Origin of the sequence: Amycolatopsis sp. w19 (assembly GCF_051373225.1) — a bacterium.
GTDB lineage: Bacteria > Actinomycetota > Actinomycetes > Mycobacteriales > Pseudonocardiaceae > Amycolatopsis > Amycolatopsis japonica.
In genome coordinates this window covers 17,778-39,017 of sequence record NZ_JBPQFM010000010.1, presented here as the reverse complement: position 1 = coordinate 39,017, position 21,240 = coordinate 17,778, and the positions used below count along the sequence as shown (strand labels likewise).

Genomic DNA, 21,240 nt, shown 5'->3' with positions numbered 1-21,240 from the left:
GCTTGTCCGCGGCCCCAGTCGGATGGATGGGACACAGTTTGCGAAGGAGCTCTTCACGAAGTCTCCACGAGACCTCAACGAGGCGTGAAGGACTTCGTGGCCTGCTGAAACGCCTCGACGTACTTGGGCAGCTCGTCCAGAAGCTCGCGGAGCCTGCCCTCGGGGCCGGTGTAGTCCGGGTCGGCGAGGAGGGCGTAGCCGTACGCCAGCGTCCGGCGAAGTTCGGCGACGCGGGCTTCCGCCACGTCGGCGTCCACGACCAGCCTGCCGTTCTGGGCGAGACTGAGCAGGACATCACCGGCGAACAGCTCCTGATCCTGGCTCACCGGCACAGCATGCACAGCCACGCATGCCCGCCACCAGCGCCGGACGACTCTTTGCCCCTGCGAACGCCCGTGTCTGCCCACTCGCCCGTCACCCATCCGGGCGGCGGAAAACCACATGAACGGACATCCGATAGTCCAGGGGTCGACGAAATCCGGTCATGGCCGGCCAAACCCACACGGTGAGTGTCCGATTGATTGCGAAACCCACATCGGCGCCACTAGGCTTTTCGCCGAGCGGGACACTCTTTTCAGCGGTCGGAAGCACAGGCGGCAGGTCATGGACGAGGTTTCCTCGCTGACGGTGCGGCTGCTGGGCGGTTCCCCCGCTCGCCACGGCGACGGCGAGATCGCGCTGGGTCCTGCCCAGCGGCAGGCGGTGTTCGCCACGCTCGCGCTGCACGCCGGACAGTTCGTCTCCCGCCGGGAGATCATCGACGCCGTCTGGGGCGAGCGGCCTCCGGACAGCGCCACCGGCATCGTGTACACCTACGTCTCGGCGCTGCGCCGCGCGCTGGAGCCTGCCGGCGAACCGCTCGTCGCCAGCCGCGCCGGCTACCGCCTCGACCTGCCGAAGCAGCAGGTCGACGTCCATGTCTTCGAAGCCGAGCTGGACCGTGCCCGCGCGCACCGGCTCGACGGCGCGCACCAGCGGGAGCTGGAGTCGCTGCGGTCCGCGCTCGGGCAGTGGCGGGGCGCCGCGCTCGACGGGATCCCCGGCCCGTTCGCCGAAACCCAACGCGCCCGGCTGAACGAACTGCGTCTGAGCGCGCTCGAACGTCAGGCCGAGGTCGCGCTGCGGCTCGGCGAGCATCGCGAACTCGTGGACGAGCTCGCCGTGCTGGTCGAGCGCCATCCGCTACGCGAAGGCCTGCACCGCATGCTGATCACCGCGTTGTTCCGGTCCGGGAGGCAGGCCGAGGCCCTGGCCGCGTTCGACCGCGCCCGCGAGACGATCATCGAGCGGTCCGGCCTCGAACCCGGCCCGGAACTGCTGGACCTGCGGCGACGGATCCTGGACGACGATCCGGCACTGCACGGCCGGCAGGAACGTCCCCGTCGGACGCAGGCCGTCCCCGCCCGGCCGTCCGCTTTCGTCGGCCGGGAGTTCGAGCTCGGCCGCCTGCGACGGCACCTCTCCGCCCTGCTGGACGAAGGCCGCGGCGGGACGGTCTGGCTGGACGGCGAGGCGGGCAGTGGCAAGAGCGCGTTCCTGGCCGAGGCGCTGGCCACGGCGAGGAGCAGGACACGCTGGGTCGTGGCCGACGAGCTGAGCGGCGCGCTCCCGATGAGCCTCATCACCGACTGCCTCGGCGCCGCCGCGCTCGACGATCTCGGCAAAACGGTCACCGAACTCTGCGAAGACGGGCCTCAGGTGCTCGTCTTCGAAGATCTGCACTGGGCCGACGAGGAAAGCCTGCTCGCCTGGCAACGGCTTCACCGGCTGACCGCGCACCTGCCGCTGCTGCTGATCGGCTCGGCGCGCCCGCTCCCCCGGCGCCGCACGCTCGACGTCCTCCGCTCGGAGTTCGACGGCGAGATCGTCCCGCTGCCGCCGTTCGACGGCCCGGCCGTCGCCGCGCTCGCCGAAGAGACCATGGCCAGGGCCCCGGGCGACGACTTCCTCCGGTTCGCCGCCGAGTACACCGCCGGGAACGCCGGCTATCTGCGCGAGCTGTTCGCCGAATTCGCCGACGGCCACGAGCCGGACACCGCGCCACACGGCAGGCTCGCCGCCGTGGTGGAGGATCATCTCGCCACGCTTTCCGTGCCGGGCAAGCGAACGCTGAATTCCGCCGCGCTGCTCGGCTGGTCGTTCACCGTCACGGATCTGGCGCGCGTCACCGGCCGCGAACCGCGGTCGCTCACCGGGGCGGTCGAGGAGGCGCTCGCCGCGCACGTTCTCGAAGCCGAGGGAGAACGTCTGCGGTTCCGCGTTCCGCTCGTTCGAGCGGTGTTCGCCGCGACCACCCCACCCGCCATCCGCGCCGTGCTGCACCAGGAGATCGCCACGACCATGGCGGACTCCGGCGCGCCCGCGGATCGTGTCGCCGAACAGCTGCTCCAGGCAGGCGACGAGCTGACCGCGCCCTGGATCCCCCGCTGGGTGCTCGACAACGTCCGCGCGCTGTCCGCCGGGACCGCCGTCGAACTGCTCGATGTGCTTTCCCACCAACGGAATCTCACCGAGGAGCAGCACGAGGAGCTGACCGGCGAGCTCGCCGCGCTGCTGCTGCCCGAATCGGCCGCCGCGCCCTCCTGGCCCACCCAGCCCTGGTGCACGCCGCTGCACGCACTCGCCCGGGTGCGCAACCCGAGCGCACCGAAGACGTCCTAAACTGCGGGGACACACCAGTGATCCGGCCACTTTCGATGTCTGACGAGAAATGGAGCCGGCGTGACGAACGGGCTGCGCGTCGAGCTGCTCGGGCCGCCTCGTGCCTGGCTGGACGACGTCGAGCTGAAGCTCGGGCCCGCCCGCCAGCGCGCGGTCTTCGCCACCCTGGCGACTCGGCGCGGCCAGGCGATCTCCCTCGGCGAGCTGATCTCGGACGTCTGGGGCGGGTCGGCGCCAGCCAGCGCCACCGGCAGTGTCCACACCTACGTCTCCGGTCTGCGCGGGGCGATCCGCAAGGCGGGCGGGGACGCGCACGGAATACTGCGTTCGTCCGGGTCGAGTTACTCGCTGCGGCTGGACGGTGAAGCGCTCGACGTCCACCGGTTCGAAAAGGACGTCGCGGCCGCCAAAGCGGCACACGCCGATCAGCGGGGCGCGGCCGCGCGGCTCACCTCCGCGCTCGGTCTCTGGCGCGGCGAGGCCTACTCCGGCGTGCCCGGCCCGTTCGCCGAAGCGGAACGCGTCCGGCTCGCCGAACTCCAGCTCACCGCCGCCGAGCTGCGTGCCACGGCCCTGCTCGGCATCGGCGACCACCGTGAAGTGGTGGCCGAGCTGACCGCGCTGGTCCAGCGGCATCCGTTGCGCGAGTCTCTGCACGAGACGCTCATGCGCGCCCTGCATGCCAGCGGGCGCCAGATCGAGGCGCTCGGCGCGTATCGCGAGGCCAGGCGGATCCTCCGCGACGAACTCGGCGTCGAACCCGGTGCGCCGCTGCGGGATCTGCACCAGCGCATCCTCGACGGCAGCGAAAAGCCCGTCACCGCGCCGAAACCGGTGCCGGTCCGCGTCGTGCCGCCGCCGGTGGCCAAGGCGATCGAACGGGGCGGCCATGGCCACCTGCCCGGCCGTGCCCGGCAGGTCGAGCGGCTCGACGGCTTCGTCACCGACGTGCTCGCCGGACGCGGCCGCCCGGTCTGGCTCGAAGGCGAACCCGGCATCGGCAAATCGGAGCTGCTGATCGCCGGGCTGGCCGGTGCCGCGGCGCGCGGCTGCCAGCTCGCCTGGACCGCGGCCGACGAGCTGCAGCAACGGTTCCCGCTGCAGGTGATCATGGAATGTCTCGGCGTGCACCACGGCGCGGCGGATCCGGCCAAGGCCAAGCTGGCCGGTGAGCTGCACGCCGAACCCGCGCACGGGGACTGGGGTCCCGCCGACCCGATCTTGTCCACTGTGGACAAGTTGCTGACGCTGGTCGACGAGACCTGCGCGGCGGGCCCGCTGGTGCTGGTGATCGACGACCTCCACTGGGCCGACGAGGCCAGTGTGCTGCTGTGGCAGCGGCTGGCCGCCGCCACCCGCCAGCTGCCGTTGCTGCTGGTCGCCGCCACACGCACCGGGCACGGCCGCCGGGACCTGGCCCAGCTGCGTCGCGGGGTCGAAGCGAGGGACGGCGAAATCATGCCGGTCGAGGTGCTGACCGACGACGACATCGCCGCCGTGTTCGAGGTGATCCTCGCGGCGAAGCTCGGGCCGAGCCTGCGGCCGCTGGTCCGGCGTGCGGCCGGGAATCCGCTCTACGCCAGGGAAGTCGCGCACGACCTGGTCCGCACGGGCGCGGTGCGGATCACGGCGGGCGTGGCCGAGGTGACGCTGGACGGCACCGAGAACGCGCCTCGGTCGCTGCTCGCGGCCGTGGCCAGGACGCTGGAAACCCTCGACCCGGCCACGACCGAGATCCTGCGCACCGCCTCCCTGCTGGGCGCGGAGTTCGCCGTCGAAGACATCGCCACACTGGCAGGTAAGAGCCCGCTCGAGGTGCTGCAGGAGCTGGAGCCCGCCACCACCGCGGGCGTCATCGAGTACGCCGGCGACAAACTCGCCTTCCACCATCCGTTCCAGCGGCAGGCGCTCTACGGCGCCATCACCGAGCCGGACCGCGCCGAGTTGCACCGGCGCGCCGCCGAATCACTCGCGCGAGCGGGCGCACCGGTCAAACGGGTCGCCGAACAACTGGCGGCCGGGCCGGTGCCGTTCGACCCGTGGCTGGCGGGCTGGCTCACCGCGAACCACGTCGCGGTGTCCAACCGCGCCCCGCATATCGCGGCCGACCTGCTGCGCGGCGCGCTCGACAGCGCGGTGCCCACCCGTGAGCAACGGGAGACGCTGATCGCCGCGCTGGTCCGCGTGCTGTTCCGGCTCGAACAGACCCCCGAGGCCGAAGCCGAGGAGGCGGTGAAGACCGTCGTGGACAAGGCGGATCTGGCGCAGATGCGGCATTTCCTGGCCGCGCTGCGCTACCGCCGGGGCGACACACCCGGCGCGATCGAGGCGCTCGGCGACACCGCGGACGATCCGTCGATCCCGGAACTCTGGCGCACCAGCACTCGGACGCTGCTCGCCAACTTCCGTCGCGGCACCCTCGACGATCTCGACGAGACCGAACGGATCGCGCGAGGTCTGCACACCGAGGCGGCCGAAGCGGGTGAGCGCTATCCCGCCGCGCACGCGCAGCAGACGTTGTGGCTCGTGCACTCGATCCGCCGGGAGCACGACCGGGCGCTGACCGCGATCGACGCCGCGCTGGAGACCGCAGGCCACGAGGCCGACCTGGCGACGCTGCGGTTCGACCTGCTCGACAACCGGCTCTTCACGCTGCAGAACCTCGACCGGCTCGGCGAGGCCGACGCCACGCTGCACGCCGGGTACGAGACCGCGGCACGGCATGGTCTGCCGACCGGTCCGCAGGTCTCGGCGGCCGTGCACTACTATTGGACCGGGCGCTGGGACGAGGCTTTGGCCGAGTTGGACTCGGTCACCGAGGACGGTCCGGCGATCACCTTCTACGGCGTGCGCGAGCCGGGTGCCGCCGCCCTGTTGCTGCACGGGGTCGCCGCGCTCATCGCGGGCCATCGCGACGAACGCGTCGCCGTCCGCGCCCATCTGGAAGCGGCCGAGGCGCACTCGCCGTCGAACTCGTCCGAACGCGAGAGCTGCGACTTCTACCTGGCGGCACAGGCGATGGCCGCCGAACAACGCGGCGAACTCGACGACGCGCTGCGGCTGTTCGCGCCGGTGCTGCGCCCCGACTACGCCCGGATGATGCTGCGCCACCAATGGCTTCCCGACGTCGTCCGCGTCGCGATCGCCGCCGGGAACGACGCCGTCGCCCAGGAGGCGCTCGCCGTCTGCGCCGAGGAGGCGAGCCAGGAGACCGTGCCCGCCAGGGCCACCGCCGCCGCCCTGCGGTGCCGGGCCCTGATCGACGGCGACCCCGAAGGCATGCGGGCCGCGGCCGATCACTACCGCGAGGTCCGTCGGCCCATCGAACTCGCGGCCGCCCTGGAAGACGCCGCCGAACTGCTCGGCCGCGCCGGGTACCTCGAAGAGGCCACCCGTTCGCTCACCGAGGCGTGCGAGGTGCTCGGGCCGGTCGGTGCCACCTGGAGCATCCGCCGCGCGGAAAGCAGGCTGCGGCGCTACGGCGTCTTGAGCCGCGCCGAACGGGGACCCCGGCACAGCGGGGCCCTGTCGCCGCTGGAACTGCGGGTCGCGCGGCTGGTGGCGGCGAAACTGTCCAACCCGGAGATCGCCGCGGAGCTGAGCCTTCCGAGGAGGACGGTGCAGTCGCTGGTGTCCAGGGTGCTGACCAAACTGCACGCCGATTCCCGGCTGACCGTCGGCGACCAGCTGCCGAGACGACTCGCGTGACCGCGTTCGTACGACCGAGGAGAACCATGACCCGCGTACTGGCCGGATTGACGGCCCTCGTACTGCTGCTCGCCGGATGTTCCGGCACGCCGGAAGCCGGCGGTCCGATCAAACTCACCGTCGCCACCTTCGGCGAGTTCGGGTACGAAAAACTCTTCGACGACTACGAAAAGGCCCATCCGGGCATCACCGTCGAAGGCCGGGTCGCCGACTTCGAGACGCATCACCGGCAGCTGGCCACCGGGCTCGGCGCCGGACGCGGCGGTGCCGACGTGGTGGCGATCGAAGAGCAGTATCTTCCCAAGTTCCGCCAGTCGACGGACAAGTTCAGCGATCTTTCGGAATTCGGCGCGCAGGGCCTCCGTGAGCACTGGCCTGCCTGGAAATGGGACCAGGGCACCGCCGAGGGCGGGAAGTTCGTGATGGGCCTCGGCACCGACATGGGCAGCCTCGCGCTCTGCTACCGCCGTGACCTGTTCGCGAACGCCGGCCTGCCGACCGAGCGCGACCAGGTGGCCGCGCTGTGGCCGACCTGGGAGAAGTTCGCCGAAACCGGGGAACGGTTCAGCGCCAAGGCACCGGACGACGTCAAGTTCGCCGACTCGGCGGGCACCGTCTACACGGCGATGCTCAACCAGGCGCAGGAGAACTACTTCTCCAAGGACGACAAGTTCATCGCCGACACGAATCCCAACGTACGCAAGGCTTTCGAGCTCGCGGGCGGGATGGCGCTGAAGAAGGAGACCGCGGCGGTCACCACCTTCACGCAGCCGTGGACGGTGGCGATCAAGCAAAGCCGGTTCGCCGCCATCACCTGCCCCGCCTGGATGCTCACCCAGATCCAGGAGGCGGGCGGCCCGGAGCTGGCCGGAAAATGGGACGTCACCTCGGTTCCGGGCAAGGCGGGCAACTGGGGCGGTTCGTTCCTGACCGTCCCGAAGCAGGGCACGCACCGCAAGGAGGCCTACGACCTCGCCGTCTGGCTCACCGCGCCCGAACAGCAGGAACGGATCTTCCTGGAGAGCGGGTTGCTGCCGAGCGCGCTGGGCGCCTATCAGGACAGTGCCGTGCTTTCCCACACCAGCCCGTATTTCAGCGGCGCGCCCATCGGCAAGATCTTCGCCGCGTCCGCCGAGGCCTTGCGGCCGAACTACCGCGGGCTGCGCGACGGTGAGGTGCGGCCCGTGTACGGGCACGCGCTCGGCCGCGTCGAGGAGGGGAAGCAATCCCTGGAGGAGGCCTGGAACCAGGCCGCCACCGAAGGCCGCGCCGCGGCCGCCAACTGAGCGGGGACGGCGTGACACTGGGGTTTCCGGACGGGTTCCGGTGGGGTACGGCCACGGCGGCGTACCAGATCGAGGGTTCGACTACGGCGGACGGCCGCGGACCGTCCATTTGGGACACTTTCACCGCGAGAACCGGCCTGGCCACCGGTGATCCGGCTTGCGACCACTACCGCCGTTACCGCGAGGACATCGGCCTGCTGAGTGAACTCGGCATACCGTACTACCGGTTCTCCGTCGCGTGGTCGCGAATCATGCCGGACGGCCGCACGGTGGAGCCACGCGGGCTCGCCTTCTATGACCGTCTTGTCGACGCGTTGCTGGAAAACGGGATCACCCCGATGGTGACGCTCTACCACTGGGACCTTCCCGAGGCACTGCAAGCGGAAGGCGGCTGGCCGAATCGCGAGCTCGCGGACCTTTTCGCGGATTACGCACTGACCGTCCACAAAGTACTCGGTGATCGCGTGCAACAGTGGACCACGATCAACGAGCCGTTCTGCGCCGCCTTCATCGGCTACGGGAACGGCGATCACGCCCCGGGCATCCAGGACGAGGGTGCGGCACTGGTCGCCGGACACAACCTCCTGCTCGCGCACGGCAAGGCCGCGCAGGCATTGCGGTCCGATGGCGGCGAGCAGGAGGTTTCCATCGTGCTCAACTTCGCCCCCGTGCTGACCGATGTGGACGATGCCGCCCACCGCGAGGCCGCGCGCAGATTCGACTTCCTGCACAACAGGTTCTTCCTCGACCCCCTGCTGGGCCGAGGCTATCCACCCGAGCTGCTGGCGGATCTGGCGCATCTCGGCACCCTGGAACCGGCGATCGCCGACGGTGATCTGGAGATCATCGCGCAGCCACTGGACGTCCTGGGCGTCAACTACTACGCGCCCGCCCGCGCGGTGCCGCTCGAAGATCCCGAAACCGACAGCAACTGCCCTCTGCCGGGTCTGCGCGGGATGGACGTCCAGCCGCCCCGCGGCGAGCTGACCTCGCTCGGCTGGGAGCAGCGTCCGGAGTGCTTCACCGACCTTTTGCTGTGGCTGCAAGGACATTGCGGCGGCCTGCCGCTCGTGATCGCCGAGAACGGTGCGGCCTTCGAGGACGAAGTAGTCGAAGGCCGCGTACACGACGAGAAACGCGTACGGTACTTCGCCGACCACCTCGCCGCCGTACACGCCGCGATCGAGCGCGGCGCCGACGTCCGCGGCTACATGGCCTGGTCGCTGCTGGACAACTTCGAGTGGGCCATGGGGTACACGCAGCGGTTCGGTCTCGTGCACGTCGACTTCGAAACTCAGGAACGGGTGCTCAAGGACAGTGCCCTGTTCTATGCGGATGTGGTGGCGCGCAACGGTCTTTAGCGGCTGCTTCCGCTCGTGCCGGAAACTGTCGGTGGTCGGTTGTACGTTCTGCGTGTGGACACACTCAACGCCGCTGTGGCGCGTTTAAAGGAAATCACCTCGTCGGAAGCTTTTCGGGAGGTCAATGCTTCGCTGGACACGTTGGCGGACAACGATGCCGTGGATGCCGCCGTCGCGGCTTCGGAAGGCATCGCGCGGCTGGAGGCTGTTCGGTTACGCGCGTTGGGACGACTGAGCCGTCACCGTGATGGTTTGTCGAGCGTGGTGCAGGAGGTCGCGTTCGCTCTGTCCGTTGTGGACGGACATGCTGCTGGGCTGGTCTCCACCGCTCAGGCACTGACCAATCGCCTGCCACACACCCTGGGACTGTTGGATGCCGGGAAGGTCGGTGGGTACGGAGCGATGAAAGTCGCCACGGCCACCGCCTGGCTCTCGGACGAGGACGCCCGCGCGGTGGACGCGGTGCTGGAGGATCGGATCCCGGACCGGAACTCCGATCAGATCCGGAAAGCGGCCAACCACGCGGCGATGATGGCCGACCGCGACGGCGCCTCCCGTCGTGCCGAACGGAACCGCGGCGGACGTCGCCTATCGATCCGACAGGGCGACACCGGGGTGGCCTCCATCGAAGTCGAAGACGGCCCCGTCGAGAAGGTCGCCGCCGCCTATACGCGGATCGACCGTGAGGCTCGGGCGCTGCGGGCCGACGGGGAGACCCGCACCCTGGACCAGCTACGTGCTGACGTCGCCCTTGATCTCTTGCTGGGTGGTCAGGGCGGGAAGAGCGAACGGTCGGAGGTGTTCCTCTACATGGACTTGAACACCTACCTCGGGTTGAACGATGATCCGGCGGAGATGGCCGGGCATGGGCATATCCCCGCCTCGTTGGCCCGTGAGATCGCCGGTGGGTCGAATACGGTGTTGCGGCGGATCATCACCGACCCACTCTCAGGGCAGGTTCTCGACCTCGGCCGCGACCGCTACCGACCCACCGCCGGTCTCGACGAATTCGTGCGAGTCCGGGATCGCGAGTGCCGAAGACCCGGGTGCCATCGTGTGGCCCAGGCCTGCGACCTCGACCATTCACTGCCGTGGCAACACGGCGGCCACACCGCCGATACCGAACTGATCGACCTGTGCCGCCGCGACCACCGGCTGAAAGACGAACCCGGCTGGAACTACCGGATGACCTCCGACGGAACCCTCACGATCACCACACCCACCGGGCAGAGCTACGACAGCTCGCCACCGGCGCTGCACGAACCCCGCAGCGAGGAACCACCACCGTTCTGAGGCGTCGCCGGAAAACGGCAACGGCACGACGCGACGTCACGAGCCCGGCCGCCTCCCTGCCGAGCCCCATCGGCCCCGTCGCCGAAAACCGACGACAGCACCAAGCGCGCGACCGGCACCGGCCAAGTCGCCAAAAATAGCCACGACGCCACGAACCCGGACGCGACCTCTTCCCGAGCCACCCCTGGGAGCGCCCCGCACAACGCAACGACGCCACTTCGGCAACCATCCGTCGCCGAAAAACGACAGCCCCAAGTGCGCCACCTGCACTCGTCGGGTTGCCGAAAAATGACCACAGCACCAAGCACAGCCAAGTTGCCGAAATACGGCAACGGCCCGACCCGAAGTCCCCTAGCCGCCCCACCCACATCACCAAACCGCCCAAGACGAACGAGCCCCAACCGTCGCCGAAAAGCGACCACAATGCCGCACACCACCACCGCTTCCGTCCCCGAAAAACGGCAACACCCCAGCCAAGAACCCAAACCTCAGCCCCGCGGAGCCCCCCGCATAACCCCGTCGACCACCTTCCTCGCCAACACGATGAACAACCCGACCACCGGCAGCACCCCGATGGTCGCCGCAGTGAGCATCAGCGAGTAATCCGTGAAGTACCCACTAGCCAGCCGCGACAACGCCACCTGAACGGTCGGATGCGCATTGGGGTCGAGCACGATCAGGGGCCAGAAGAAGTCGTTCCACGCGGTCATGAACGTCAACATCCCAAGCACCGCGGCCTGAGGCCGGATGGCGGGCATGGCGACGTTCCAGAACAGCCGCACCGTCGAGCAGCCGTCGACGCGTCCGGCGTCCAGCAGTTCGCTCGGGATCGCCTCCTCGCACGCCTGCCGCATCCAGAACACGCTGAACGCGCCGACCAGTCCCGGCACGATCACCGCCTCCAGCCGCCCGTACCAGCCGAGTTCGCCGACCACCAGGTACAGCGGGATGACGCCGAGCTGGGCGGGCACCATGGCGGTGCCGATGACGACCAGGAACAGCGAGTCGCGACCGGGGAACCGCAGCCGCGCGAAGGCGAATCCGGCCATGCTGGAGAGCAGCACGTTCGACACGGTCACCGTGCCGGCGACGATCAGCGAGTTCTGCATCGCCAGCCAGAAGTCGACGGTCCCGAAGACCCGCTCGACGTTCTCGATCAGGTTGCCGCCGGGCACCAGCGGTGGGGTCGTCTCACCGAGGGCCGAGTTGTCCTTCGAGGACACCACGAACGACCAGTACAACGGGAAGATCGACGCGACGACGACGGCGAGCAGCAGCCCGTAGACGACGAAACCGGTCCGTTCCCTCGCCGCCACGGTCACTCACCGCCCCGCATCCGGCGCACAAGTGAGAAATTGACCAGCGCGAACACCGCCGAGAACAAGAACAGCAACCACGCGATGGCCGCCGCGTACCCCGCGTCGAACTCGCCGAAGCCCTTCTCGTACAAGTACATGGCCAGCGTCTGGAACTGCCGATCGGCGCCACCGGTGCCGTTGACGCCGGTTTCGTCGAGCAGCTGCGGCTCGGCGAACAGCTGCAACCCGCCGATGGTCGAGACGACGACGGTGAAGGCGATCGTCGGCCGGATCGCGGGCACCGTGATCGACCAGAAGCTCCGCCAGCGCGAGGCACCGTCGAGCATCGCCGCGTCGTACCGTTCCTGCGGCACGGACTGCATGGCCGCCAGGTAGAGCAGCGCGTTGTAGCCGGTCCAGCGCCACATCACCATCGCGCTCACCGCGACGTGCGACGCGAACCGATCCGACCGCCAGTCCACCGGTTCGAGCCCCACCAGACCCAGTGCCCAGTTGACGACGCCGTAGTCCTCCGCGAACAGCTGGCTGAACACCAGCGCCACCGCGACCACCGAGACGACGTTGGGCAACAGCACGCTGGCCCGCCACAGGGTCCTCGCCCGCAGGGGACGGTCGAGCAGGGCGGCGAGCCCGAGCGCCGCGAACAGTTGAGGGACGGTCGAAAGGACGAAGATGCTGACCGTGTTGAAGAGCGCGTTGTAGAAATGCGGATCCTGGAGCAGGACACCGAAGTTGTCGAGGCCGGCGAACCCGGTGTCACCGTTGACCAGATGCCAGTGGTGCAGCGCCACCCACGCGGTATAGAGCAGCGGGAAAAGGCCGAACACGCCGAAGAGGACGTAGAACGGCGCTGTCATCAGGTATCCGGCGAGCCGCTCGCCCGTACGCTTCAAACGATGATCACCTTGACGCCTGCGTGGCCGATCTCGTCGAGCTCCCGCGGTTCGGCACCGCTGTCGGTGATCAGGGTGTCGACATCGCAGAGGTCCCCGAACCGGGCGAAGTGGTCGTCGCCGATCTTGGTGTGATCGGCCAGCAGCACCGTCCGTCGCGCGGACGCGATGGCCGCGCGCTTCACCATCGCCTCGGCGGTGTCCGCGGTGGTGAGCCCCCGCTCGACGGAAAGGCCGCTGGTACTGAGGAAAGCGACGTCGACGTAGGTGTCCTTGAGCGCGTCGAGCGCCCAGCCGTCGACCGAGGCCATGGTGTGGCCGCGCAGCCTCCCACCGACCAGCATCAGCGTGACGCCGGGCCGGTTCGCGAGCGCGCACGCGTTCGGCAGCGAAGGGGTGACCACGGTCAGGTCACGATCCGAGGGGACGAGATTCGCCAGCCTGCCCACCGTGGTGCCCGCGTCGAGCAGGATCGCGCCCCCGTCGGGGAGCTGCTCCAGGGCCGCGGCGGCGATACGGTCCTTCTCCGCGGTCATCACCGCGTCACGGGCGTCGAGACCCGGCTCGATACCCTGCCGTTCGACGGGAATCGCGCCGCCGTGCACCCGCCGCACCACTCCGCTGCGTTCCAGCGCCGTCAGATCACGGCGGACGGTCTCGCTGGTGATCTCGAAAGCCGCCGCGAGCGTCGCCACGTCGACCCGGCCGTTCCGCCTGGCCTGCTTGAGGATGGCGCGCTGCCGCTCTTCGGCGTACAACGGTCACCTCCGGTCATGGCGGACGAGCGGTCATGGCGACAATAGTTGGTTTCCCGCCGGTCCGACAACGGAACCCCTCCGTCCATTGAGGACAGAGTGTTGCCCGAAACTACGACAGGACTGCCCGTTTGGCCGCCAGGAAAGCGCGTTCCGTGTCGTTGGTGGCCAAGGCGATCGCCTCGTCGTAGGCGGCGACGGCTTCCGCCGTCCGGCCGAGACGGGACAGCAGATTCGCCCGCGTGGCGGGCAGATGGTGATAGCCCGGCAAGTCCAGGTCCTCGATGCCGGCCAGCGCCTCCGCCGGGCCGTGTACCTCGGCGACGGCGACCGCGCGGTTGAGCGCGACGACCGGCGACGGGGCGAGCCGCCACAGCTGGTCGTAAAGCGCCAGCACCTGCGTCCAGTCGGTCGCTTCGCCGTCCGTGTGCACGGCGTTGATCGCCGCCTGCACCTGATACGGGCCCGGCCGGTCGAGACGCAGACACCGCCGCACCAGCTCGTGTCCTTCGGCGATCAGTTCCCGGTTCCACAGCGACCGGTCCTGCTCCGCGAGCACCACCAGCTCCCCGGACGGCCCCACCCGCGCCGGCCGGCGCGCTTCGGTGAGCAGGAGCAGCGCCAGCAGCCCGGTCACCTCCGGCTCGCCGGGCATCAGCTCGGCGAGCGCCCGCGCGAGCCGGATCGCCTCCAGGCAGAGGTCCGTCCGCAGCAGCTCACCCGACGTGGACGTGTACCCCTCGTTGAACACCAGGTAGAGCACGGTGAGGACGGAGTCCAGCCGCTCGGGAAGTTCGCCGTCCCCCGGCACCCGGTACGGGATGCCCGCGTCGCGGATCTTCTTCTTCGCGCGGACGATCCGCTGGGAGACGGTCGTTTCCGGGACGAGGTACGCCCGCGCGATCTCCCCCACCTCCAGCCCGCCGAGCAGGCGCAGGGTGAGCGCCGCCCGCGCGGGCGGCGAAAGCGCCGGATGGCAGCAGGTGAAGATCATGCGGAGCTGGTCGTCGCGGACCGGCCCCACCTCGTGCGGTTCGTCCGGCGCGTGCAGGAGCAACGCCTGGGCGTGCCGTGCCTCGCGGGTGGATTCCCGGCGCAGGCGGTCGATCGCGCGGTTGCGGGCGGTGGTCACGATCCACGCGCCCGGATTGGGCGGCGCCTTCTCCCACTTCTCGACCGCCGTCGCGAACGCGTCCTGAACGGCCTCCTCGGCGAGCGAGATGTCGCCGAGGAGGCGCGTCAGAGTGGCCACGCACCGGCCGTACTCCGCCCGGTAGATCCCGTCGAAGTCCATCACTGCCGGAGCGACGGGTCGCCGAACGGCCGTACCTCGATCGGCTGCCCGCAGGCCAGCGCGCATTTCCGCGCCCAGGCCAGCGCCTGGTCGAGGTCCTCGACCTGGATCACCCAGAAGCCGCCGAGCTGTTCCTTCGTCTCGGCGAACGGGCCGTCGGTGATCGTGGTCGTCCCGCCGGCGGGCCGGACGACCGTGGAGACGTCCGAATGCTCGAGCCCGCCGACGAAGACCCACGACCCGGCGGCCTTCATCTCGTCGGTGACCTTGCCCGTCCTGGCCAGCATGGCCCGGACCTCGTCCTCGGGCGCGTCCCGCTCGCTTTCGTCGAGCTGGACGGCGAGCAGGTACTGCCTCATCGCGGACTCCCTCGATCGCTGAGGGCGGAAATCATTCCACGGTGACAGACTTCGCGAGGTTCCGGGGCTTGTCGATGTCGTGGCCGAGGATCAGCGCGGCGTGGTAGGCCAGCAGCTGCAGCGGGATCGTGAGCAGGATCGGGTCGAGTTCCGGCTCCGAACGCGGCACCACGAACCGCGGCACGTCGAGGTCTCCGAAGTCCACGTCGTCGTGCGTGATCGCCAGCACCTGCCCCTTGCGCGCCTTGATCTGCTGCATCGCGGCCAGGTTGCGGTCGGCGAGGTCGTCGGAGGGCACGATCGCGACCGTCGGCAGCTCCTCGTCGATCAGCGCGAGCGGACCGTGCTTGAGTTCCGAGGTCTGGTAGGCCTCCGCGTGCCGGTACGAGATCTCCTTGAACTTCTGCGCGCCCTCCCGCGCCACCGGGAAGCCGCGGACCCGGCCGATGAAGAACAGGCTGCGCGCGTCGGCACAGATCTTGGCGTGCTCGGCGATCTGGGACTCGGCTTCGACGATGGCCGCGACCTGCTTCGGCAGCGCCCGCAACGCCGCGACGATACGCTGCCCGTCCGCGTTGGACAGGTCGCGGACGCGGCCGAGGGCCAGCGCGATCATCGCGAAGCCGACGGCCATGTTGGTGAGCGCCTTGGTCGAAGCGACCGCGATCTCCGGACCGGCGTGCAGGTACAGGCCGCCGTCGCAGGCCCGCGCGATCGTCGAGCCGACGACGTTCACGAGGCCGACGACCCGGCCGCCCTTGCGCTTGACCTCTTCGACGGCGAACGCGGTGTCCGCGGTCTCGCCGGACTGGCTGACCGCGATGTAGAGGGTGTCCGCTTCGATGATGGGGTTGCGGTAGCGGAACTCGGACGCCGCCTCCGCGTCGGCCGGGACCCGCGCCAGGTCCTCGATCATGGTGGCGCCGATCTGGCCCGCGTAGTACGCCGAACCGCAGCCGAGGATCTTCACGCGCGCGAAACCGCGCAGATCACGGGGAGTCAGGTTCAGACCGTCCAAACGGGACACTCCGAACCGGTCGTCGAGACGGCCCCGGATCATGCGCTCCAAGCATTCCGGCTGCTCCTGGATCTCCTTGTACATGTAGTGCTGGTGACCGCCGAGGTCGAGGTCGTCGGCCTGGATGTCGATCGCGGTGGCGGCCTTGCCGGTGTCGCTCTCGTCGACGGTGAAGGTGCGGTAGCCGGTGGCGGAGACGCTGGCGAACTCGCCGTCGTCGAGGTGCACCACCTGCGAGGTGTGCCGGACCAGCGCGGACAGGTCGCTGGCGACGAACATCTCCCGGTCGCCGACGCCGATGATCAGCGGCGAGCCGTTCCGCGCGACCACGACGCGGTCGGGGTGCTCGGTGTCGGTCACGGCGATCGCGTAGGTGCCGGTGACGCGGGAGACGGCCTCGACGACCGCGTCTTCCAGCGTCTTCGCACCCGACCGCGCGATCAGGTGGGCGAGCACTTCGGTGTCGGTCTCCGACGACAGCGTCACCCCCGCCTGGGTGAGCTGCTCCCGCAGCGCGTCGGCGTTGTCGATGATCCCGTTGTGCACCACGGAGATCCGGCCGTCTTCGGAGACGTGCGGATGGGCGTTCGCCTCGGTGGCGGGACCGTGCGTCGCCCACCTCGTGTGCCCGATGCCGACCTTGCCCGCGAGCCGCTTCGGCAGCGCGGCCGTCAGATTCCGCACCCGCCCCACGATCCGGTGCACCTGGGCGCCCTTACCGCCGAGGACGGAGATCCCGGCCGAGTCGTAGCCGCGGTACTCCAGCCGCGTCAGCCCCTCGATCAGGATCGGAGCGGCGTTCTGGCCGCCGATGTAGCCGACGATTCCGCACATGACGAGTCAACCTCACAAAGAAAACGGACGGGGGTGGTCCGTCAGCCGTAGACGATGCGGCGCAGTTGCCGCTCGGACAGGTCGGGAGGCGCGACGAGACGGCGGCTCAGCTCACCGGCGATCAGGGGGAAGATCTCGGGGTTCTTCCTGCCCTCCGCCTGCAACTGGGCGTGCCTGGACCGGACGTACTGCTCGGCGGGCTGCCGGTAGAACGCCAGGACGTCCTCGACGACACGGGCGGCGATGGCCGTCGACAAACCTGTCGACAAGGCCACCTGCTCGACGATGTCCGCGTCCTCCACGGAGCTCATCATGCACATCCGGCTACCGAAACGCCAGTTCTTGCCCGGAATCGGGCAAGAACTGGCTCGCGAGAGGATCAGAAGCTTCGAATCGCCTTCACCAGCCCGGTGACCAGCCCCGCCCGCTCCACCATCGACTCCACCAGCAGGTATTCGTGATCGGCGTGGGCGCCGCCGCCGACGGCGCCGAGCCCGTCGAGGGTCGGGACGCCGATCGCGGCCGTGAGGTTGCCGTCACTCCCGCCGCCGACGGCCACCCCGGCGACCCCGGGCAGTAGCCGTTCCGCGACGACGAAGAGGTCCGCGGCGGCGGACTCGGGCATCGGCGGCCGATGGATCCCGCCCCGCACCTCGACTTTCGCTCCTTCGAGACGGGGCGTGAGCGCGGCGAATCCGGCTTCGACCCGCGCCTTCTCTTCGGCGGACTCGACCCGGACATCGACCACGACGGTCGCGGACGCGGGCACCACATTGCTCGCCGTTCCCGCCGAAGCGACCGTCGGAGTGACGCTGGTCCCGGCTCCCGGCCGATCGAGCGCGGCGATCGCCAGTACCTGATGCGCGGCTTCGGTCAGCGCGTTCACACCAGACTCGGGTTCGAGGCCGGCGTGCGACGCCCGGCCGGTGATGACGACCTCGAACGTGCCGCAGCCCTTGCGACCGACCTTGAGACCGCCGCCGTCAGCCGCGCCTTCGAAGACGAGGACCGCGCCGCACGCGCGGGCCTGGTCCTCGATGAGCGCCCGGGATTCGTGCGAGCCCGTTTCCTCGTCGGCCGTCACGAGGATCTCGACCCCGGACAGATCGTCGAGTGCGGCCAAGCCGTGGATCGCCTGCACCAGTCCGCCGAGCATGTCGAACACGCCTGGTCCGGTCACGCGACCGCCGTCGACCGCGAACGGGCGGCGCGCCAGCGTGCCGATCGGGAACACGGTGTCGTGGTGCCCGAGGATCAGCACGCGGGGTTCACCACCGCCGGACCAGCGGACGTGCGGCCCCGCCGCGCTCGCCACCAGGGTCGCCGTCCCACCGAGACGTGCCTCGATGAGTGCGGCCACCGCCTCGGCCGACGCCGTCAAGGCCTCGATGTCCCCAGAAGGCGACTCGATCTCGACGAGGGTTCGGAGGTCTTCGATCATCGCGTCGACAGTCATGCGAACACTTTCGCCTATTCGGCGATGCCGCCGCGCCTAGGATCGGCTCATGCTCGAGAACCTGCTCACGCCGGAGACCAGGACCGATCCGTACCCGTTCTACCGTCAGGTCTTCGACCGCGGGCCGGTCTTCGCGGCCGCCGACGGATTCTTCGTGGTCAGCGGGTTCGAAGAGGCGTCCGCCCTGCTCAAGAACCCCGCGTTCGGCCATGGGGAGCCGGAGGTGCTGCCGGATCCGCACGAGAACGAGCCGGTGGACGAGCAGGGCCGGGTGGTCCGGTCGTTCCTCGCGCTCGACCCGCCCGATCACACGCGGCTGCGGCGGCTGGTCTCCAAGGCGTTCACGCCGAGGATGATCGAGCAGCTCGCCCCGAGGATCGAGGAGCTGGCGAACGAACTCGTGGCGAAAGCGCTCGAAAGGGGCGAATTCGACCTGATGACCGAGATCGCGAAGCCGCTGCCGGTCGTCGTCATCAGCGAGATGCTCGGGGTTCCCCTCGCCGACCGCGGACGTTTCGAGGGCTGGTCGCACGCCATGGGGCGCGCACTCGACCCGTCCTTCCTCATCGCGAAGGAGACCGTCGCGGCGGCCGTCGCTGCCCGGCGTGAGTTCGTCGCCTACTTCCGTGAGCTGGCCAAGGAGCGGCGGAAGCGGCCGACCGGCGACCTGTTCTCCGATCTGGTGTCGGTCTCCGACGAGGGCGACCGGCTCAGCGAAGGCGAACTGGTGATCACCGCGATGCTCCTGCTGGTCGCCGGGCACGAGACGACGACCAACCTGATCGGCAACGGGATCCTCGCGCTGCTGAACCATCCGGAGCAGCACCGGGAACTGGCCGAGGACCGGTCGAAGATCCCGAACGCGGTCGAGGAGATGCTCCGGTACGACTCCCCCGTCCAGCTGACGACGCGGCTCGCCCTGCGCGACACGACGATCGGTGACGAGGTCGTCGGCAAAGGCGCCCAGGCGGTCGTACTGCTGGGAGCGGCCAACCGTGACCCGCGCACACACGAGAACCCGGACCGCTTCGACGTGGATCGCCCCTCGCCGAGGCATCTCGCGCTGGGACAGGGCATCCACTTCTGTCTCGGCGCCCCGCTCGCGCGCATGGAGGGCCGGATCGTCTTCGAGGCGCTGCTCAGCGCCGGCCGCGCCTTCCACCGGACCGCCGATCCGGTCTGGGTGAAGCAGGTGACGCTGCGCGGCCTCGAAAGCCTGCGGCTCGAATTCGCCTGAAAGTCCGGTTTTCGACCTTAGGCGGTTGCCGACCGGCGCCGGACTGCGCATGCTTTGCGCCAATCCGGCGTCGGTGGGGGTGCCCATGTACCAGGAACGCGAGGTCAGAACCGGCTCGTTCCATCGCGCGCTTTCCGAGGCGGTGGAGCATCGCGGCCTTTCCCTGTCCCGGATCCGCGCGCATCTGGCGGCACGCGGCGTTTCCGTGGCCGAATCGACCTTGAGCTACTGGCAGCGCGGCCTCCGCCATCCGTCGACGCCGCGCTCGCTCGACATCGTCCGCGCGCTCGAAGCCGTGCTGGGCCTGCCCCCGGACAGCCTTATCGTCCTGATCGGCCCGCAACGACGTTCCCCCGGCGACGACCGCAGGCCCTCGGTCGCCGAACTGCGGCAGAGCTGGGCCGAGACCTGTTCACTGCTGGACGAGCTGAGCGCGTCGCCCGGCACGGGGGGCAACGCGAAGCTCGACGTCGTCACCGTCGTCGACGTGCTCACCATGACCGGCGAAGGACGGATCTCGGAGATCACCTCGACCATGGTGGTGCGGGCGCGGGAGCCCGGCGCGGACGGTTTCGTGGTGACCCATCAGGACGAGCCCGGCACCGACATGGAGGCCACGACGGTCCTCGCCACCGATGGCTGCCGAAGAGGCAGAGTGCGCCGAAGCGCCACATCGCCGGGGATGGTGTTCGAGCTCCTCTTCGACCGTGGCCTCGCCGAAGGGGAAACGCACACCTTCGCGTTCACCCTGCGGCTGGCCGCGTCGATCCGTTCGACCTGCTTCCACCGGACGGTGCGGTCGCGCATGTCGGCGTACCTGCTCCGCATGCGTTTCGACGGCGCGCTCCCCGCGCGATGCGTCAAAACCGTGCGGGAGCGCGAAGAGCTCGCCCCCGTGGTCAGCGAGCCGCTGCATCCCGGACCGGGTGCGACGGTCAGTGCGTACTTCGAGGAACTCGACGTCGGCATCGCGGGGATCGACCTCATCTGGGAGTGAGACGGCGCCGCCGCCACACCGCGACCAGCACGACACCCATTCCGGCGACCCCGGCGGTGATCAGGCCGGCCACGATCCCGACCGGAATCCCCGTTTCGGCGGGCGGGGGCCCCGGCTGTGTGAAGCCGATCCCGCCGCCGCGCTGGTAGTCCGATCCCGGCAGCTTGTCGGCGTAGCGGCCGTGCACTGCCCGCTGGTAGTCGGCAAGCGGGATGAACGTCCCCACCTGCGACTGCGGCAGGCTCGCCTGCAGCAGCACCACACCGTCGGGCCCTAGTTCGTACCAGCCGTTGATCTGGGGTTCGTTGAGCAGGACCGCACCGGGCTTCAGCCGCGCGCTCAGGGTCTCTTCGTCGTTCCCGGAGAACACGCTCGCCGCGACCCACTTCCCCGGTCCCTCCGGCATCGCCTGCAGCGTGGCCTTCTGCCCGGAATCCGCGGTGGCCGTCACGGCGACGGATCTGAGCATGCCCGCCGGTGCCCCCTCGACGCCCCTGACGAAGTCGGGATTGAGGGTGTAGACCGGGATTCCCTTCTCCGCCATGGTGATCCGCCGCGGTTCGATGTGGTCGACCTGCCGGAAGTTCGATCTCGCGAGTCCGATCGCGTCGGGCTGCCCGGCGACACGCACGGCCGCCGCGAGGTCGCCGTCCGAGGGCGGGACGACTCCTTCGCTCGCCGAGGCGGGCGGCGTGGCGGGCAGCAGCGTCGCGACGGCCACCGCGAGACAGCCGGCGAACTTCCGGCAGATCGTGTTCATGACCGCGCC

At 69.6% G+C, this 21,240-nt stretch carries 17 protein-coding genes; 7 read left to right on the top strand and 10 right to left on the bottom strand.

Annotated features, from left to right (window positions below):
- Positions 1-74 precede the first annotated feature (74 nt).
- Positions 75-326: a hypothetical protein gene (locus ACSMFO_RS20670; protein ID WP_038522963.1), complete on the bottom strand. Its 252-nt coding sequence runs from the start codon at positions 324-326 to the stop codon at positions 75-77.
- A gap of 277 nt (positions 327-603) precedes the next feature.
- Between ACSMFO_RS20670 and ACSMFO_RS20665 the strand changes: the two genes are divergently transcribed.
- From ACSMFO_RS20665 to ACSMFO_RS20645, 5 genes are all read left to right on the top strand, one after another.
- The gene (locus tag ACSMFO_RS20665; RefSeq protein WP_436460126.1) at positions 604-2,661 is read left to right on the top strand and encodes a BTAD domain-containing putative transcriptional regulator; all 2,058 of its coding nucleotides are present in this window, start codon (positions 604-606) and stop codon (positions 2,659-2,661) included.
- A 60-nt stretch (positions 2,662-2,721) separates the two neighbouring features.
- The gene (locus ACSMFO_RS20660; protein ID WP_436460125.1) at positions 2,722-6,369 is read left to right on the top strand and encodes a BTAD domain-containing putative transcriptional regulator; all 3,648 of its coding nucleotides are present in this window, start codon (positions 2,722-2,724) and stop codon (positions 6,367-6,369) included.
- A gap of 26 nt (positions 6,370-6,395) precedes the next feature.
- A complete protein-coding gene (locus ACSMFO_RS20655; protein WP_436460124.1) occupies positions 6,396-7,655 on the top strand; it encodes an ABC transporter substrate-binding protein in 1,260 nt (419 codons plus the stop codon).
- Between the two features lie 11 nt (positions 7,656-7,666).
- On the top strand, positions 7,667-9,016 hold the full coding sequence (locus ACSMFO_RS20650; RefSeq protein ID WP_436460123.1) for a GH1 family beta-glucosidase: 1,350 nt from the start codon (positions 7,667-7,669) through the stop codon (positions 9,014-9,016).
- 93 nt (positions 9,017-9,109) lie between these two features.
- Complete coding sequence (locus ACSMFO_RS20645; protein ID WP_436460269.1) at positions 9,110-10,309, top strand: DUF222 domain-containing protein; 1,200 nt, start codon at positions 9,110-9,112, stop codon at positions 10,307-10,309.
- 488 nt (positions 10,310-10,797) lie between these two features.
- Here the strand turns inward: ACSMFO_RS20645 and ACSMFO_RS20640 are convergent, their stop codons facing one another.
- The 8 genes from ACSMFO_RS20640 to ACSMFO_RS20605 all read right to left on the bottom strand — a co-directional run bounded on the left by ACSMFO_RS20640 (position 10,798) and on the right by ACSMFO_RS20605 (position 18,237).
- Positions 10,798-11,625 (bottom strand): carbohydrate ABC transporter permease, encoded by an 828-nt coding sequence (locus ACSMFO_RS20640; RefSeq protein ID WP_436460122.1) that lies wholly within the window; start codon positions 11,623-11,625, stop codon positions 10,798-10,800.
- A gap of 2 nt (positions 11,626-11,627) precedes the next feature.
- Positions 11,628-12,521, bottom strand: coding sequence for a carbohydrate ABC transporter permease (locus ACSMFO_RS20635; protein WP_436460121.1), 894 nt, complete (start codon positions 12,519-12,521; stop codon positions 11,628-11,630).
- Positions 12,518-13,279, bottom strand: a complete 762-nt coding sequence (locus ACSMFO_RS20630; RefSeq protein ID WP_436460120.1) for a DeoR/GlpR family DNA-binding transcription regulator — start codon at positions 13,277-13,279, stop codon at positions 12,518-12,520. Before ACSMFO_RS20630 ends, ACSMFO_RS20635 begins: the two co-directional genes overlap by 4 nt.
- A 109-nt stretch (positions 13,280-13,388) precedes the next feature.
- Complete coding sequence (locus ACSMFO_RS20625; RefSeq protein WP_436460268.1) at positions 13,389-14,570, bottom strand: RNA polymerase sigma factor; 1,182 nt, start codon at positions 14,568-14,570, stop codon at positions 13,389-13,391.
- Positions 14,570-14,929, bottom strand: a complete 360-nt coding sequence (locus tag ACSMFO_RS20620) for a YciI family protein (protein WP_073848915.1) — start codon at positions 14,927-14,929, stop codon at positions 14,570-14,572. Before ACSMFO_RS20620 ends, ACSMFO_RS20625 begins: the two co-directional genes overlap by 1 nt.
- Before the next feature lie 31 nt (positions 14,930-14,960).
- Positions 14,961-16,781: a glutamine--fructose-6-phosphate transaminase (isomerizing) gene (gene glmS / locus ACSMFO_RS20615; RefSeq protein WP_037345307.1), complete on the bottom strand. Its 1,821-nt coding sequence runs from the start codon at positions 16,779-16,781 to the stop codon at positions 14,961-14,963.
- 41 nt (positions 16,782-16,822) lie between these two features.
- On the bottom strand, positions 16,823-17,095 hold the full coding sequence (locus ACSMFO_RS20610) for a hypothetical protein (protein WP_038522954.1): 273 nt from the start codon (positions 17,093-17,095) through the stop codon (positions 16,823-16,825).
- A gap of 65 nt (positions 17,096-17,160) precedes the next feature.
- A complete protein-coding gene (locus ACSMFO_RS20605) occupies positions 17,161-18,237 on the bottom strand; it encodes a M20 family metallopeptidase (RefSeq protein ID WP_436460119.1) in 1,077 nt (358 codons plus the stop codon).
- A 49-nt stretch (positions 18,238-18,286) separates the two neighbouring features.
- On the opposite strand from ACSMFO_RS20605, the gene ACSMFO_RS20600 reads away from it, so the two are divergent.
- Both ACSMFO_RS20600 and ACSMFO_RS20595 read left to right on the top strand, forming a co-directional pair.
- A complete protein-coding gene (locus ACSMFO_RS20600; protein WP_436460118.1) occupies positions 18,287-19,474 on the top strand; it encodes a cytochrome P450 in 1,188 nt (395 codons plus the stop codon).
- 25 nt (positions 19,475-19,499) lie between these two features.
- The gene (locus tag ACSMFO_RS20595) at positions 19,500-20,471 is read left to right on the top strand and encodes a helix-turn-helix domain-containing protein (RefSeq protein ID WP_436460117.1); all 972 of its coding nucleotides are present in this window, start codon (positions 19,500-19,502) and stop codon (positions 20,469-20,471) included.
- On the opposite strand, the gene ACSMFO_RS20590 is transcribed toward ACSMFO_RS20595, so the two are convergent.
- Positions 20,458-21,231 carry a hypothetical protein gene (locus ACSMFO_RS20590; protein WP_436460116.1) on the bottom strand — a complete coding sequence of 258 codons (774 nt, stop codon included), beginning with the start codon at positions 21,229-21,231 and terminating at the stop codon, positions 20,458-20,460. The two genes, ACSMFO_RS20595 and ACSMFO_RS20590, sit on opposite strands and share 14 nt — an antisense overlap.
- Positions 21,232-21,240: the final 9 nt, after the last annotated feature.